The organism is Brevibacillus sp. SKDU10 (assembly GCF_001645205.1).
GTDB classification, from domain to species: domain Bacteria; phylum Bacillota; class Bacilli; order Brevibacillales; family Brevibacillaceae; genus Brevibacillus_B; species Brevibacillus_B halotolerans.
In genome coordinates, this window is sequence record NZ_LSSO01000144.1 from 31592 (window position 1) to 50157 (window position 18566).

The window sequence follows — 18566 nt, forward strand, 5'->3', positions numbered from 1 at the left end:
TAGGAGGCTTTATATGTTAAGTAAAGCAAATATTAAAGACATCTATACATTATCTCCGCTACAAAAAGGCATGTTGTTTCAGCATTTAAAAGAAGAAAGCACGGCTTATTTTGAGCAATTGCACTTTACGATTAATGGACAGCTATATGTAGATAGCTTCGAAGCAAGCTTTCAGCATCTCATAAACAAATATGATGTGCTACGAACCGTTTTTCTGTATAAAAATATGACCCAGCCCATGCAAATGGTTTTAAAAGAAAGAAAAACAAGTGTGCATTTTGAAGATATCTCTAACCTAGATTCTAAAGCTGCGAGTCAATATGTTGAAGAGTTTAAAAATCAGGATCGGGAAAAGGGATTTGAACTCTCGAAGGATATTCTCATGCGTTTCGCTATTTTGAAGGCTGGTGCTGAGTCCTACCATTTGATTTGGAGCTTCCATCATATTTTAATGGACGGCTGGTGCATGGGCATTGTGTTACAGGATTTGTTCAGAATGTATCAGCAGCATCGTCAAAATATGCCGATTACCGTGGAGAGCGTTCCTGCATACAGCGAGTATATCCGTTGGCTTGAGAAGCAGAATGTAACAAAGGCGAGGGATTACTGGAAAAATTACTTAGAGGGCTATGAGGAATTAACAGGTATCATTCGTCTCGATACAAAGCATGCAAGTCACAATAACGAGGTGCAGGAATGCGCGTTTACACTGGATAAAGACATAACGGCAGGACTTACTCAGCTCGCTCGTCATTATTCAGTGACAGTAAATACGCTATTTCAAACGATTTGGGGCATGCTGCTGCAAAAGTATAACAATAAGGATGATGTTGTGTTTGGTGCGGTCGTATCTGGCCGCCCCTCTGAAATCCATGGCGTAGAAAACATGGTTGGCTTGTTTATCAACACTGTCCCTATTCGTATTCAAAAACAAACGAATGATACCTTTAGCCATTTATTAAAAAGAGTTCACGAATCTACGCTATTGTCTAAACAGTATGAGTTTGTATCCTTAGCAGATATTCAAACTGATGCAGGATTTTCTGGTCAATTGCTAGATCACATCTTAGTTTTTGAAAACTATCCGATAAGTGAAGGTTCTTTTGAGGAAGAAGAATTTACGATGGATAGTATAAAAACCTATGAGAAAACAAGCTATGACCTAAACGTGATGATTCGGCCTAATGAGGATCAGCTTGATATTGCCTTCCAATTCAACGATGACGTGTACTCAAGCGAAAATGTAAAAAGACTGTTCCAACATATGAAGCAACTGGCCCTGGCTGTAATCAAGAATCCGGATGAGCGCCTTGAAGAAATTGCAATGATAACAGAAGAGGAACGCCAGCAAATCCTGAATGATTTCCAAGGGGAGATAGTTGATTTTGGTAAAGAAAAAACGCTCCCTGAGCTGTTTGAAGAACAGGTGAAACGAACTCCAGAAACAATTGCACTTCGATTTGAAGATCAACAATTGACCTATCAGGAGCTAAATCAGCGAGTGAATCAATTAGCCTGGACACTTAGAATGAAGGGACTTCAGCGGGAAGAGCTCGTTGGAATTATGGTGCAGCGTTCATTGGAAATGATCGTTGGTGTGCTAGCCGTTATAAAAGCAGGCGGTGCATACGTGCCAATTGATCCGGAATATCCGCTCGACCGAATCCAATATATGCTGGAAGACAGTGGAACCAATTGGCTGTTAACCACTAAACAGAGCGAAATCCCTTCTATCTATCAAGGGCATGTCCTGTATCTTGAGGAAGATACGGTGTATCACGAGCGGACTTCAGATCTAGAGATTGTGAATCAATCCAGCGACTTAGCTTATATTATCTACACATCCGGTTCTACTGGTCAGCCTAAAGGTGTCATGATTGATCATCGTGCTGTTCATAATTTGCATTTGTCAGCAGGCATCTATGGAATAGCACAGGGAAGCCAGGTTTTGCAGTTTGCCTCTTTAAGCTTTGATGCTTCGGTTGGTGATATCTTCCATAGCCTATTAACGGGAGCTACCTTGCATCTTGTAAAAAAAGAGCAATTACTATCCGGACACGCCTTTATGGAGTGGTTAGACGAAGCTGGCATTACGACTATTCCGTTTATTCCACCAAGCGTTCTGAAAGAATTACCATATGCGAAACTGCCTAAGCTCAAAACTATCAGTACTGGCGGGGAAGAATTACCGGCCGATTTAGTAAGGATTTGGGGAGCCAACCGCACATTTTTAAATGCGTACGGTCCTACAGAAACGACGGTTGATGCTACGATTGGTGATTGTGTAGAAATGACGGATAAGCCTTCGATTGGTACGCCAACCGTTAATAAGCGAGCATATATTTTAGATCAATCTGGTCAGATTCAGCCAATCGGTGTTCCTGGGGAGTTATGCGTAGGTGGAGAAGGCGTAGCTCGTGGATACTTACATAGACCTGAGCTTACAGATGAAAAGTTCGTGGACGACCCTTATGTGCCAAACGGAAGAATGTATAAAACGGGAGATTTAGCTAGATGGTTGCCGGATGGGACAATCGAATTTTTAGGCCGTATGGATGGCCAAGTAAAAATTCGTGGATTTAGGATTGAGCTTGGAGAAATTGAAGCTCGGCTAAACCAAGTCCCATCTGTAAAGCAGGCTGTGGTTCTAGCTCGTTCAGGAGAACAAAAGCAGGTATACCTATGCGCATATTTGGTGACGGACAACGATTTGCAGGTTTCAGCCTTACGTAAGGAATTAAGTCAAACGTTACCAGACTATATGATTCCATCGTTTTTTATAAAAGTCGATAAGATTCCAGTCACAGTAAACGGCAAGATAGACAAGAAAGCCTTGCCAAAACCAGAAAAAGAAGTAGAGCTGCAAACCGAATATGTTGCTCCAACGAACCCAACTGAGGAGACTCTTGTACAGATTTGGCAAAAGGTGCTGGGCATGGAGCGAGTAGGGATAGAGGATAACTTCTTTGAGCTAGGTGGTCACTCTATCAAGGCGATGATGCTTGCTTCCAACATTTATAAGGAATTAAAGATTGATCTGCCTTTGCGTGAGATTTTTAATCATACGACAGTAAAAGAAATGGCGCGATTTATCGATGGTCGGGATGAAGAAGAATACGTCGGAATTCAGCCCGCAGCAAAACAGGAATACTACCCTGTCTCTTCTGCACAAAAAAGGATGTATGTCATTCAAGCATTGGAAGATAAGGCTCAGGGTACGAGCTACAATATGCCGTCTTTCTATAAAATCAAAGGCTCTGTAGATGCTGAGAAATTAGAGAAGGTCTTCCAAACATTAATTGATCGGCACGAATCATTACGAACCTCCTTTCATATGATCGAGGAGCAGCTAGTTCAAAAGGTTCACGAACAGGTTTCGTGGAAAATGGACATGAAAACCGTCAGCGCCAATGATGTTTCAAGAGTAAAGGATTCGTTTATCCAACCGTTTGACATCAGTACAGCTCCTTTGTTCCGAGCCGGTCTTCTTACGATTCATAAAGATGAGCACATTCTTATGATGGATGTACACCATATTGTAGGAGACGGCGTATCGACTACGATCTTGTTCCAGGAGCTTATCCAGTTGTATCAAGGGCAAGCGTTACCTGAAGTGAAGATACACTATAAAGATTACGCCGTGTGGCAATTGTCCCAGCAGGATCGTTTGAAAGAAAGTGAAAATTTCTGGATGCAGCAATTTTCTGGAGAGTTGCCGGTGTTGGAGCTGCCTACTGATTATTCTCGTCCACCAATTCGCCGATTGGAAGGAGATTATGTAAGCCAAGGCCTACGCGGTGATCTCCATGCAAGCGTAAAAGCCTTCATGAAAAATCGCGAAGTAACGCTATATATGGTACTGCTTGCGACATACAACGTTCTTCTGCACAAATACACGAATCAGCGCGACATTATTGTTGGTACGCCTGTTTCGGACCGACCGCATCCAGATGTCATGTCCACTGTCGGTATGTTTGTAAATACGCTGGCAGTCCGAAATCAGTTGGAGTCTGAGCAAACCTTCGAAGAGTTTTTAGCAAATGTGAAAACTAAAATGCTAGAGGTCTATGGTCATCAGGAGTATCCATTTGAAGATGTAATTGAAAAAGTAAAGGTTCAAAGGGATACAAGCAGACATCCGCTATTTGACACAATGTTTGGTGTACAAAATCTGGAGACATCCCACGTGGAGTTACCCGATTGGGGTATAGAACCATTGGATATTGACTGGACTAACACCAAGTTTGACATGAGCTGGATGATATTTGAAGCAGACGGTCTAGAAATTAACGTGGAGTATAGCACAAGCCTATTTGAGCGCAATACGATTCAGCGAATGATCGGACACTTTGAACATATCATCGAGCAGATTATGGAAAATCCCCAAATTCGTTTAGCTGATATTCAGTTGACGACAGAAGATGAGAGAATCCAAATCTTAGAGGAATTCAATCATCAACCAACAAAAATAACCTACGATCAGGCAATCCAAAACAGATTTGAAGAACAGGCTATGAAGACACCTGATGCAGTGGCGCTTGTATATAAAGGTCAGGAGTTAACCTATCGTGCGCTTAACCAAAGATCAAATCAGATGGCTCGTACATTAAGAGAGCATGGGGTCGGGCGTGATCAAATAATTGCGGTCATGATTAATCGTTCACATGAGTTGATCATTAGTATCCTAGCCGTATTGAAGGCAGGAGGAGCATACCTGCCACTTGATCCAACGTACCCGCTTGATCGGATTGAGCACATGCTAGAGGATAGTCAGACCGCAATGCTGTTAACCCAAAAAGAAATCCAAATACCTACAGGATATTCGGGGGAAGTTCTCTTCGTTGATCAAGCTGATATTTATCATGAGGATGATACGGATTTATCTAGTATGAATCAGCCTGCAGATTTGGCCTATATTATTTACACATCAGGCTCTACTGGAAAGTCCAAGGGAGTAATGATCGAGCATCGTTCATTACATAATCTGATTCATATTTCTCACCCCTATAAAATGGGAGCAGGAAGCAGAGTCCTTCAATTTGCCTCTAGCAGCTTTGATGCCTCGGTAGCAGAGATCTTTCCAGCTCTTTTAACTGGATCAACTTTGTATATTGAAGAGAAAGAGGAGCTATTAACCAATTTAATTCCTTACTTGCTAGAGAATCAAATAACAACAGTAGCATTGCCGCCATCCTTATTAAGGTCCGTACCTTATACGGAACTACCAGCTCTAGAATGCATAGTTAGTGTCGGAGAAGCTTGCACATTTGATATTGTGCAAACTTGGGGGCAAAATCGCACCTTTATAAACGGATACGGCCCTACAGAATCAACTGTTTGCAGTGCCTTTGGTGTGATTACAGCAGAGGACAAGCGCATCACGATTGGTAAACCGTTCCCTAATCAAAAGGCCTATATCATCAATGAAAATCAACAGCTGCAACCAATCGGGGTTCCAGGTGAGCTTTGCATAGCAGGGGCTGGATTAAGCCGTGGGTACTTGAATCGTCCTGAGCTGACACAAGAAAAATTTGTAAACAACCCCTTTGCACCTGGTGAGCGTATGTATAAAACAGGAGACGTAGCTCGCTGGTTGCCTGATGGCAATATCGAATATGTCGGTCGTATGGATGATCAGGTTAAAGTACGCGGAAATCGGGTCGAGCTTGGGGAGGTTACCAGCCAATTACTTACGCATCCTTCGATTACAGAAGCTGTTGTTGTACCAATAGTCGATACACATGGAGCAACGACACTATGCGCCTATTTCATCGAGGATAAAGAAGTGAAAGTCAACGATTTGCGCCATCATTTGGCTAAAGCTCTGCCTGAGTTTATGATTCCTGCTTACTTTATTAAAGTAGATCATATTCCATTGACAGGAAACGGAAAGGTAAATAAACAAGCATTACCTGATCCTTCCGAATTCATATCAGCACAAGCAGGCCATGAAATCGTTGCCCCTTCTTCTCAGGACGAGGAAATACTGGTTCAGGTATGGGAAGAAGTCCTGCAGTTCAAACCGATTGGGGTAGAGGACAACTTCTTTGAACGAGGCGGAGACTCCATTAAGGCATTGCAAATCGTAGCTAGACTTAGCAAATATAATCGGAAATTGGATAGTAGACATATTTTTAAAAATCCAACGATTTCCATGCTGGCTCCTTACCTTGAACAAAGAGGTGCTTTGATTGAGCAAGATTCAATTGAAGGCGAAGTGCCGCTTACACCGATTCAATCCTGGTTCTTTGAACAACCTTTTGTGCATCCACATCACTTTAATCAATCTATGCTTCTGCCGAATGAACAAGGCTGGGATCGTCAACGAATAGAACAAGCATTTACAACCATTGTTAAACACCATGATGCCTTAAGAATGAAGTACCAGTTTAGAGAGAAGATCATTCAAGAAAATCAGGGTATCAAGGGAGAGTTTTTTACCCTGCATGAGGTGGATGTAACCAAGGAAAGAGACTGGCAAAGCCGCATCGAACAAGAAGCGAATCAACTCCAAGCAAGCTTTGATTTGACAACAGGCCCTCTTGTAAAGCTTGGCTTATACCGTACGGCATATGGCGATTATCTTCTGATTGTCGTACATCATCTCTTAATTGATGGTGTCTCATGGCGCATCCTGTTGGAGGATTTCCAGACGCTTTATGAGCAAAAGGGCGAGCTGCCGGCGAAAACCACTTCCTTTAAGACGTGGGCTGTGCAACTGGAGGAGTATGCTCGCAGCAAAAAGCTACAAGACGAGGCAAGCTACTGGAAAGGGTTGTTGAACAAATCGGTAAGAGAGCTGCCTGCGGATAAGGAATCAAGCGATACATTCCTTTTTGCAGATACAAAAGAAGTACAGCTTACCTTTGATATAAATGAAACCCAAGACTTGCTTGCGAATGCCCACCATGCTTATAAGACAAAAGCGGATGATTTATTGCTGACAGCGTTGGTTCTTACCATAAATGAGTGGACTCAGCAAAGCGATATCATAGTGAATTTGGAAGGTCATGGCCGTGAGACGATTGTGGAAGGCATTGATTTGAGCCGTACAATTGGCTGGTTTACGACCATTTCTCCAGTCCTATTTGAATTAGGGGAGCATCAACTCTCCAGTGTGATTAAACATGTAAAAGAAACGCTGCGCAATGTGCCGAATAATGGTATTGGTTTTGGAATCTTACAATACATGACTCAGTCTGATGTAAGCCAGAGCCAATTAAGTTCTCATCACATAAGCTTTAACTACCTAGGTCAGATGGGAGAAGATTCCGCTAGTCAGTCTGAGACGGATAATGGAGTCCTTATCAATACAGGAGATCAGATAAGCCCAATGAACGCAAATCCGAGCTCGCTTAATATGACTTGCCTTGTAATGAATAATACGTTGCATGTTACTTTTGATTATAATCCGAAACGTTACGAACAGGAGACAATTCAACGTCTGGCAGATCGTTATAAGAGCAATTTAAAAGCAGTCCTCGATCATTGTGTTCAACGCGAGCAGACAGAGCGAACACCTAGTGATTTTAGTACGAAGAAGCTTTCTTTAGAGGACTTAAACGACGTGTTTACAACACTTAAAAATCTATAAAGGTATCCTGAGGAGGAGAAGATTAACTTGATTAATACCTCAGACGTCAAAGACATTTATAGTTTATCCCCGATGCAACGAGGAATGTTATTTCATACCTTAAAAGACAAAGAAAACCTTGCCTATTTTGATCAGACAACTTTTCAAATGGAAGGTGACATATGTGTCGAATCTCTTGAGAAAAGCTTTAACGAGCTGATTCGCAAGTATGATGTTCTGCGTACGATCTTTTTATATCAGAAATTAAAAGAGCCGATGCAGGTTGTGTTAAAGGAGAGAACAGCAAGGATTCATTATGAGGATTTCTCTATGAAGAGCGAGTCGGATCAAGCAAAGGCTCTTCGTGCAGCAAAACAGAGGGACCGGGACGAGGGCTTTGACCTCTCCCGGGATATCCTCATGCGGCTATCTTTATTAAAAGTCGCACCTAAACAATATGAATTAGTGATCAGTAGCCACCATATTATCATTGATGGATGGTGCACGGGTATTTTGTACCAGGAGCTGTTTTATTTTTATCAATGCTTCGTGGCAAATCAACCTATCCCTGCTGAGAAATCGATTCCGTACAGCAGATATATTCGTTGGCTAGAAGAACAGGATGAAGAGAAAGCAAAAGCCTATTGGAGTGAATATCTGCAAGATTTCGAGGGGGCATCTGTTATCCCTAAGCAAAATGCTAAGGGAGAGAAGGAAGTATGCTCTATTGATAAGGTAACCTTCCACTTTGATAAAAAGCTGACGGAGGAACTGGTGCAGGTAGCAAAAGCTTGCCAAGTAACAATAAGTACCTTGTTTCAAACAATGTGGGGCATCCTGCTCCAAAAGTATAATAACTCTCAGGAAGCTATATTTGGCTCGGTTATTTCAGGAAGATCACCAGAGATTCCTGATGTGGAAAAAATAGTTGGAATTTTTATTAATACCATTCCTGTTCGCATTCGGACATTGGATAAGCAAACCTTCAAGGAATTGCTGATCCAGGTTCAGGAGGCATCTGTCAACTCTGAAAAATATAATTATCTAACATTGGCTGATATTCAAGCAGTTACCGGATCGAATCATGCACTGATCCATCATATTGTGGCATTTGAAAATTTCCCGATTGCCTCGGACAGCTTCGTTGATTCGAGCGAGTCCGATTCAGAAGAATTGAAAGTTGTGAACGTCATAGACGATCATGAGAAGACCAACTTTGATTTTAATGTGCAAGTTCAGCTTGATACAGAGTTACTAGTAAAAATCTCTTATAATCAGCATCTTTATCATAGAAGCTTTATTGATAATATCTTTAATCACCTGCAACAGATTGCCGAGTCTACCATTCATAACCTAGATATTCAAATAGATGAGATAGCTATTGTTTCCAAGGAGGAGAAGAATCAGCTATTAAGCTATTCAACTCCAGCCAAGTCAGATTTTCCAATGGATAAAACCATTCACCAGTTATTTGAGGAGCAGGTATCACGGACACCGGAGCAGATCGCGGTCGTTTATAAAGGGGAGTCCTTAACCTATCGCCAGTTAAATGAGAAGGCCAATCAATTGGCATGGGTGCTAAGAAAACGAAAGGTAAGACCTAACGAGATCGTAGCGATCATGGCAGAGCACTCCCTAGAGATGTTGGTTGGGGTGATTGGGACTTTAAAGGCAGGTGCGGCCTATCTTCCTATTGACCCATCCTACCCAGAAAAAAGAATCGCCCATATGCTACAAGATAGCAAAGCGGAACAATTACTTATCCAGCCCCAGTTGAATATGCCGCAGGACTTTAAGGGAAGTGCCTTATGGTTAACAGAAGAGAGCTGGGCGAAGGAGAGTACGACCCATCTGCCGCTTGCTACGAGCGCAAATGATTTAGCATACATGATTTATACCTCAGGTTCAACAGGACTGCCTAAGGGAGTTATGGTTGAACATCAAGCCTTGGTTAATTTAGTCATGTGGCATAACGAGGCATTTGGCGTAACAATGACTGATCAATGCACGAAATTGGCAGGCTTTGGATTCGATGCATCGGTGTGGGAAACCTTCCCTCCGCTTATACAGGGAGCTACGCTTCATGTGTTAGAGGAATCGAGCCGTGGGGATATTTATGCTCTGCATGAATACTTTGAAAAGAATGCGATCACGATTAGCTTCTTACCTACTCAATTAGCCGAACAATTCATGGAGCTTACAAGCAGTACATTACGTGTGTTACTCATTGGCGGTGACCGGGCTCAAAAGGTTAAAAAGACAGCATATCAAATCATAAACAATTACGGTCCAACTGAAATTACAGTAGTAACGACGAGCGGTCAACTGCATCCTGAGCAGGATGTCTTCCCGATTGGAAAGCCGATCACCAATCACAGCGTTTATATTTTAGATCAGAACGGACATCTTCAGCCGATCGGAATACCTGGCGAGCTGTGCGTCAGTGGTGCAGGGCTTGCAAGAGGCTACCTAAATCAGCCTGAACTCACCGTAGAACGCTTTGTTGATAATCCCTTTGTACCTGGAGAGAGAATGTATCGCACAGGGGACTTAGTTCGTTGGAGAATCGATGGCAGCATCGAATATCTGGGAAGGATTGACGAGCAAGTCAAGATTCGAGGATACAGAATTGAGTTAGGTGAGATTGAAACAAAGCTTCTTGAACATCCTTCCATTAGTGAGGCGCTTGTCGTGGCTCGAAACGACGAGCAAGGTTATACCTATCTATGCGCTTATGTGGTAGCGACCGGGGCCTGGAGCGTATCTTCATTACGCGAGCATTTAATCGAAACATTGCCCGAATATATGATTCCAGCTTACATGATGGAAATGGAAAAAATGCCGCTTACTGCAAACGGAAAGGTAGATAAGCGAGCGTTACCAGTGCCTGATAGGCAAAGAATGAACGAATATGTGGCACCTGCAACAGAGACGGAGGAAAAGCTAGTTCAACTGTTCCAAGAAATTTTAGGACTTGAGCGTATTGGTACTACAGATCACTTCTTTGAATTAGGCGGACATTCGCTGAAGGCGATGATGCTTGTGTCTCGTATGCACAAGGAGCTAGGTGTGGATGTGCAGTTAAATGAGATGTTTGCTCGCCCAACGGTTAAAGACCTGTCTGCCTACATAGATCAGATGAACGGTTCTGCTTACACAGCGATTCAGCCAGCGGAGGAACAGCCTTATTATCCTGTTTCTTTTGCACAAAGAAGAATGTATGTTGTACAGCAAATGAGAGATAGTGAAACGACGAGCTATAACATACCGTTTACGTTTGAGCTAAAAGGAAAGCTGCATCTGGATAAGCTGAGAGAAGCGTTACAGATTCTGGTCCTACGACATGAAAGTCTCCGTACATCGTTTCATATGATTGATGAAAATCTAGTTCAAAAAGTAAATAAAGATATTTCATGGGATTTAGAAGTAATAGAAGCTGTGGAGTCAGAGGTTCAAGTAAAACTGGAGGAATTTATCAGACCTTTCAATTTAAGTGAGGCTCCGCTTTTCAGAGCTCGTTTAATTTGCTTGCATCCACAGCATCATCTTTTGAGCTTGGACATGCATCATATTATTTCAGATGGTGTATCTATGAACCTGTTCCTGCAGGAATTCATGACACTCTATCAGGGAGAAGCATTGCCAGCGCTCGCTGTCCAATACAAGGATTTCGCCGTATGGCAACAATCAGATGAGCAGCGAGCTAGATTAAAAGAGCAGGAAAAATATTGGTTACATCATTTTTCTGACGAGCTGCCTACCTTAGAATTGCCAACAGATTTTCAACGCCCTGCTATACAGCAATTTGACGGAGATGAATGGACGTTTGAAATTAATGCTGATCTTCTAGCAAAGGTCAAACAAATCTGCTCTAGCCAAGGCACGACGTTATATATGACGCTTCTCGCTGCTTATCAGGTGTTCTTAGCTAGATATACCGGGCAGGAGGATATCATTGTAGGTTCTCCAATTGCTGGACGCTCTCATGCTGATTTGGAAAACATTATAGGTATGTTTGTAAATACATTAGCTTTGCGCGGCAAGCCAAAGGCGGATCAATCCTTCCTCTCCTATCTAAAACAGGTAAAAGAGACCGTATTCCAAGCATACGCGAACGCAGAATATCCATTTGAAGAGTTGATTGAAAAACTCGATTTAGAACGCGATATGAGTCGTCATCCGCTATTTGATACCTTGTTTTCCTTGCAAAATATAGAAATATCTGAGTTCCACATGAGTGATCTGGAAATTTTTCCTTATGAAACGGGACAAAAGAATGCAAAATTCTCTCTTAGCTGGTTAATAGCAGAAGGAGAGTCCCTTTATGTAACAATCGAATACAGCACCAAATGCTTTAAGCTAGAAACCATTAAACGTATGGCAAGTCATTTTGAACAACTGCTAGCGCAAATTGTTGAGCAACCGGAAGCTCGCATTGGCCATCTGGAGTTAGTAGCAGATGCCGAAAGAAAAATGTTACTTGAAGACTTTAATCTGACAAAAGTCGACTATCCAAGAGAAAAAACAATTCAAGAATTATTTGAAGAGCAGGTAGACAAAAACCCTGATCAAATCGCGCTTATATGTGGTGAGGAACAGTTTACCTACGAACAATTAAATGTGAAATTTAACCAGTTAGCTCACGTATTAAGAAGAGAAGGCGTTCAACCCAATCAGGTAATAGGGCTAATTACGGATCGATCGCTGTCGATGATTGTAGGTATTTTTGGAATTTTAAAAGCAGGTGGGGGCTATCTGCCAATCGATTCGACCTATCCGACCGAAAGAATTCAATACATGCTTGAAGACAGTCAAACTCACCTATTGTTGGTACAACACAGAGACATGGTTCCACCAGGTTATCAGGGAGAAGTTTTGATAATAGAGGATAAGATAAGTCGAGATGAACAAGTAGCTAACATAGATTTGATCAATCAGCCGCAAGACTTGGCTTATGTCATGTACACATCTGGCTCTACAGGTAAACCAAAGGGGAACCTGACTACTCATCGAAACATTATCAAAACGGTATGCAATAACGGATATATTGAGATAACGACTGAGGATCGTCTTTTGCAGTTATCTAATTATGCATTTGACGGCTCTACCTTTGATATATTCAGCTCGTTATTACACGGAGCAACGCTGGTACTGGTACCAAAAGAAGTGATTTTGAATCCAACAGACTTGGTTACATTGATACGCGAACAGCAGATCACTGTATCGTTTATGACTACCTCATTGTTTAATGCATTAGTGGAACTGGATGTAAGCAGTCTCCAAAACATGCGCAAAATAGCATTTGGAGGAGAAAAGGCTTCATTTAAGCATGTGGAAAAGGCATTGGATTTCCTCGGAAATGGACGATTGGTGAATGGATATGGTCCCACAGAAACAACAGTTTTTGCTACAACCTACACTGTGGATGAGCGCATTAAGGAATGGGGGATTATACCGATTGGTCGACCGCTACATAATACCACGATCCACATTTTAAGCGCTGATGACAAGCTACAGCCAATTGGAGTCATTGGAGAGCTGTGCGTAAGCGGTGAAGGATTGGCACGCGGTTACCTTAATCTACCAGAGTTAACGATGGAGCGATTTGTTGAAAATCCATTTAGACCTGGTGAAAGAATGTACCGCACAGGGGACTTGGCTCGTTGGTTACCGGATGGAGTTCTTGAATATGTAGGACGCAAGGATGAACAAGTGAAAATTCGCGGACATCGCATTGAGCTTAGTGAAATTGAAACAAGGATATTGGAGCATCCTGCTATCAGTGAAACGGTTCTTCTAGCCAAGCGAAATGAGCAAGGCAGCTCATACTTGTGCGCTTATATTGTTGCCCATGGCCAATGGAATGTTAAAGAATTGCGCAAGCATGTAAGAGATGCTTTGCCAGAACACATGGTGCCATCTTATTTTATTGGCTTAGACAAACTTCCACTTACCTCCAATGGTAAAGTCGACAAACGAGGATTGCCAGAACCAGAAGGCAGCTTGCAACTGACTAGAGAAATTGTTGCTCCACGTAATGAATCTGAAAAACAGTTAGTTGAAATTGTTGCTGAGGTTCTGGGACTAGAAGCTAGTGAAATAAGTATTACCGATAATCTTTTTGAGCTAGGCGGACATTCCCTAACGATTCTAAGAATTCTTGCTAAGGTTCACACCTTTAACTGGAAGCTTGAAATGAAAGACTTCTATAATTGCAAGAACCTTGAGGAAATAGCAAGCAAGGCATCTGATATGCAGGAAAATCAAAATCTGTCTGGCAGTGGCTCGGTCTTTAAAAAGGGTGAGAAGAAATCAATCCCGGTAGTACCCGTCCACGATAGACAAAAAGAGATGGAGTATGTTTTATTGCTCGGCTCCACTGGCTTCTTAGGTATTCATTTGCTGCATGAGCTGCTACAAAAAACAGAAGCGACAATTCTTTGCGTCATTCGTGCAGAAAATGATGAAGCTGCTATGCAACGTCTACGTAAAAAAATTGATTTTTACTTTTCCTCACAGTTCAGTAGCTCCCAAATTGATGAGTGGTTTACCCGCATCCAAATCATTCACGGTGATATTACGCAAGCCAACTTTGGATTAGAGGCAAAACATTACCAAACGCTAGGAGCTATCGTTGACACTGTCATTCATACGGCTGCATTGGTGAAGCATTACGGGTACTATGAAGAGTTTGAAAGAGCAAATGTACATGGAACGCAGCAAGTAGTTACCTTTTGCTTGAACAATAAATTACCAATGCACCATGTTTCAACCCTGAGCGTTTCGGGAACCACCGTTGAAGAAGCAACAGAGCTTGTAGAATTTACCGAGAAGGACTTTTATGTTGGTCAAAACTATGAGTCAAATGTATATCTGAGAAGTAAATTTGAAGCCGAAGCCGTAATTGTAGGCGGAATGGAAAACGGACTCGATGCACGTGTCTACCGGGTTGGCAATTTAACAGGACGCTTTCAGGATGGATGGTTTCAGGAAAACATTAATGAAAATATGTTTTATCTCCTATCGAAAGCCTTCCTTGAGCTTGGAGGTTTTGATCAGGAGATTATGCAGGGTATGGTTGATCTAACCCCTATTGATACATGTGCACAAGCTATTGTACACATCATCAACAGCAAAGGAATTCAGGAAAGAGTCTTCCATTTACAAAATCCGCACTTGGTAACATACGATGATATGTATCGTGTATTTGAAGAGCTTGGCTTTTCAAGACGGGTACAAAGCCGAGAAGATGTTACACGTGAATTAGATATAATGATATCTCAGGGTGATGAAAAGCTGTTCTTGGCTGGGATTCTAACCACGATGTTGGATGATGTAGAGCATGCTGAACAATTTAATGTTGCAGTCGATTCAAGTAGGACATTGCAGCTATTAGAGGATACCTCGTTTACCTATCCTGTTCCTGATGATGAGTATTTGCGCAAGCTGGCTATGCATATGATCAAAGTTGGGTTTGTTACTCCTAATCATACTGTTACTGAAAAGATAGGAACTAGTCGTTAGCGCTATGCTAGCGACTGGTTCCCAGCCTAAATGAATAGCTAAAGGAAGGAGAGGGAACCCATGGCAGTCATTGAACTAAAAAACCTTACGAAAAAGTATAATGAGGTCTATGCTGTTGATCATCTAAATATAGAAGTACCTCAAGGGCATATTTATGCGTTTTTAGGTAGCAATGGAGCGGGAAAGACAACCACAATTAAAATGATGACGGGCCAATTGAACCCTTCGGAGGGAGAGGTTCTATTTCTAGGGCGCAATATTTGGCAGGATCGTGAGGCAAGAAGAATTGCGGGCTATGCTCCAGACGTTCCACTTCTTCATGAAGGATTGACAGCCAGAGAGATGATACGCTTTGTGGGGGCTCTTTATGATAGTGACGAAGATATGAATAAACGTGTTGACACGTTGTTAGAACATTTTGAGCTGGCAGATAAAGCAGACCAGCTTATTAAAGAATACTCATTAGGAATGAAACGAAAGGTTTCGATTGCTTGCGCATTGATTCATCGCCCTAAAATCCTGCTATTAGACGAAGTTACGAATGGATTGGACCCAAAGGCGACCCGTGAAGTGAAAAATTATATTCGACATTTTGCCAAAGAAGAGGGTGGTACTGTTTTTATTACGACCCATATTTTGGACATTGTTGAAGAATTAGCCGATACAATTTCCATCCTGCATAAAGGAAAAGTCAAAGTGACGGGAAGCATGGAAGAATTGCGCCAAGTGGCAGGCAATGAAGAAGGGCGATTGGAAGATATCTTTTTATCCGCTATCGAGTAGCAGGAGGTGACAGAATTGTATGTGGGCACAAACGAAATGGATTAGTTTCTTTTACACAAGACCCTTCTTTAATCGCTTTTTTATCCATAGTCCTTCTAAATGGATCATTTATGTGGGCTTGGGAACCATTGCTATTGCCATGTACTTTTCGGAGAATTTTGGGCAGCTTCTCTTACATGCCAGTCTTAGTGCTAGATTGATGCTTCTCATAGGGGAATGTATTTTTGTCGGTTTGCTTCGTGGCATGAATACGTTGACACAACAAATGTACTCTGATCGATTACTGACTTTGTTCCATGTATCGGGAGTTTCTCCGTTTCGGATGATCCTTGGGCAATCTACTTCAAGTCTACCTCTGTACACGTGGTCATCCATTATGATTGCTATTCCATTAACGATTGGCTATTCTGCTATGGAAAGAGTTCTGTATGTTTTGTTCTTCCTAGCCGTTTCTCTATTGATGATTTGGTTAACAGACATCTTAAGCCGATTTTTAATGGTTCTGACCATGCGGTTTTTCCCTATTATTGTCAAAACATTCGTAGGTATCTCCTCACTTGCCTATGTTGCTTTAATTGGCCTATTGGTTTGGGCATTGATTGAGGTTGAAACAATTTCTCCAGAAGCTTGGCAAAGCTTAGAGCGTTTTATGGTATATGTTTTGTGCGTTTTCGCGGTTGGTCTTGGAGCGTTGTTTCTATTCTCTGAACAAATTGGAAGGTTTTATTACGAAAGCTGGCTGAACCATGCGGAGTCGCAAGATAGGACCAGACCAGAAACACAGGAAAATCTATCGAATTTGGTCAAAAACGCTCATGATGCCATCGTTTTTAAAGACATCACGCTCTTAATAAGAAACCCCATCACAAAAATCCGCTTCTGGTTTTGGGTGATTGCCATTATCTGTGGAGCAGTGGTAGCGAAGTCGGGTGTGGCCAGTTCCTTTTTAACAGAAGCGAACCAAGCCTATTATGTCCTGTTGTTCGTTTCCCTGCTTACAGCACTCGTTTTTGGTGAGGTTGTATCAGCTCTCTACCAATTAGAAGAACAAAACTACATTCTTTATTATGTAGCGGCTGTAAAGGGAAGTACGATTTTCTGGGCAAAAACAATGACAGCTTCGCTCTTGGTGGTAGCCCCAGCGATTATAGGTCACCTCATTCTAGCCATTGTCCTGCAATTCTCTTTCATGGAGTGGCTACTAGGTGGATTGCTTATTCTTGGCTTTACCTTTGGCTCCATCATCGTTCAATTAAGTATAGCTTCCCTTGATAAGAAGGGAAGAGGTGGAGTTAATCTTAAAGAAGGCTCGGAAGAAGAGGAAATGCTTAAGCAATCCCCGAAAAAGCCAATTGCCATTGTATCGTCTATTATGGGTTTGATTTATCTAGGCGTATGTCTTTGGTTATATTGGATCAATATTGGCATTCCCATTCTAGCTACAATCGTGCTGCTTACCTTGCTATTGAGTCTGGTTGGAGTTCGTTATAGCGCGAGATAAAAAGAGAATAATGTAATTTTGTGTCATAAATTGACTTTTAAGGTCAAAAATGTAAATATTAAAATAAGTTGAGTTCTACTTCATTTGTCTACTTATCTGTTAAGAGTGAAAAATATGATAGCGGAGGTCGTTTTATGGATTATGTACAATTAGGTTCATCTGAGTTAAAGTGCTCCCGTATTGGATTAGGAACCTGGGCCATTGGCGGTTGGGCTTGGGGAGGCACCAATGAAAAAGATGCCATTCAAGCGATCCATCGTGCTTTCGATATCGGGATAAATACGTTAGATACAGCTCCCATTTATGGATTTGGTTTATCAGAAGAAATATGCGGTAAGGCTATTAAGCAACATGGTCAAAGAGACAAAATTCATATCGCCACCAAGGCTGGCGTAGAGTGGGTAGGAGAAGAAGGCGTTTACTGGTGCAACTCCTCTAAAGAGCGTATTCTTCAAGAGTTCGAAGATAGCCTACGCCGTTTGCAAGTAGACTATATTGATTTATACCAGCTTCATTGGCCTGATCCGGGATTGCCGCTTGAAGAAACAGCAGAAATTTTTGCACAGCTTTATAAGGGAGGCAAAATTAGAGCGATTGGTGTAAGCAATCTTTCCATTGAACAAATAGAACAGTGGCAAAAAATAGCTCCGCTTCACAGTAGCCAAAACAGACTTAATCTGCTTCAAACAGAGCATAAGGATACCTTCCTTTACTGCGATAAGAATCATATTAATACCATTACGTGGGGAACATTGGCACAAGGCTTGTTGACAGGAAAATTCACGAAAGACTCCACGTTTGCTGAAGACGATTTACGACATGGATATCCTTTATTTGCGCCAGAATATTTTGATCAGTATCTACAGGCAGTGGATCGCTTAAAAGAAATAGCTCAAGAAAAAGGAAAAACAACGGCACAACTGGCTGTACGTTGGACGTTAGATCACCCTGGTGTAAGCATATCTCTTTGGGGGGCAAGGAAGCCGTCTCAGTTAGACGAGGTATCTGGAGTAATGGGATGGTCTCTTTCAGCACAAGATCTAGAGCAAATTGATCAAATCATAAAAGAATCTCTACATGATCCATTCCATGATCCGACATTGGGGCCGCCTACTAAGGAAGAGTGGCAGGGGATGGGAGTTCTGTAAAAAAAAGAAAATACCTTAGTTCTTCTTCATGGACTAA

General features: G+C 41.9%; 5 protein-coding genes. All 5 read left to right on the forward strand.

What is annotated here, in order from left to right; all coding sequences use genetic code 11:
• Positions 1–13: 13 nt before the first annotated feature.
• On the forward strand, positions 14–7594 hold the full coding sequence (locus AYJ08_RS09730; RefSeq protein WP_064017558.1) for a non-ribosomal peptide synthetase: 7581 nt from the start codon (positions 14–16) through the stop codon (positions 7592–7594).
• Positions 7595–7621: 27 nt separating this feature from the next.
• Positions 7622–15097, forward strand: coding sequence for a non-ribosomal peptide synthetase (locus AYJ08_RS09735; protein WP_064017559.1), 7476 nt, complete (start codon positions 7622–7624; stop codon positions 15095–15097).
• 60 nt (positions 15098–15157) lie between these two features.
• Entirely contained in the window at positions 15158–15880 is a 723-nt protein-coding gene (locus AYJ08_RS09740; protein ID WP_031411071.1) for an ABC transporter ATP-binding protein, read from the forward strand.
• Positions 15881–15899: 19 nt separating this feature from the next.
• Positions 15900–17381, forward strand: a complete 1482-nt coding sequence (locus tag AYJ08_RS09745) for a hypothetical protein (protein WP_064017560.1) — start codon at positions 15900–15902, stop codon at positions 17379–17381.
• A gap of 134 nt (positions 17382–17515) precedes the next feature.
• Positions 17516–18529, forward strand: coding sequence for an aldo/keto reductase (locus AYJ08_RS09750; protein ID WP_064017561.1), 1014 nt, complete (start codon positions 17516–17518; stop codon positions 18527–18529).
• The last annotated feature ends 37 nt before the right edge of the window (positions 18530–18566 follow it).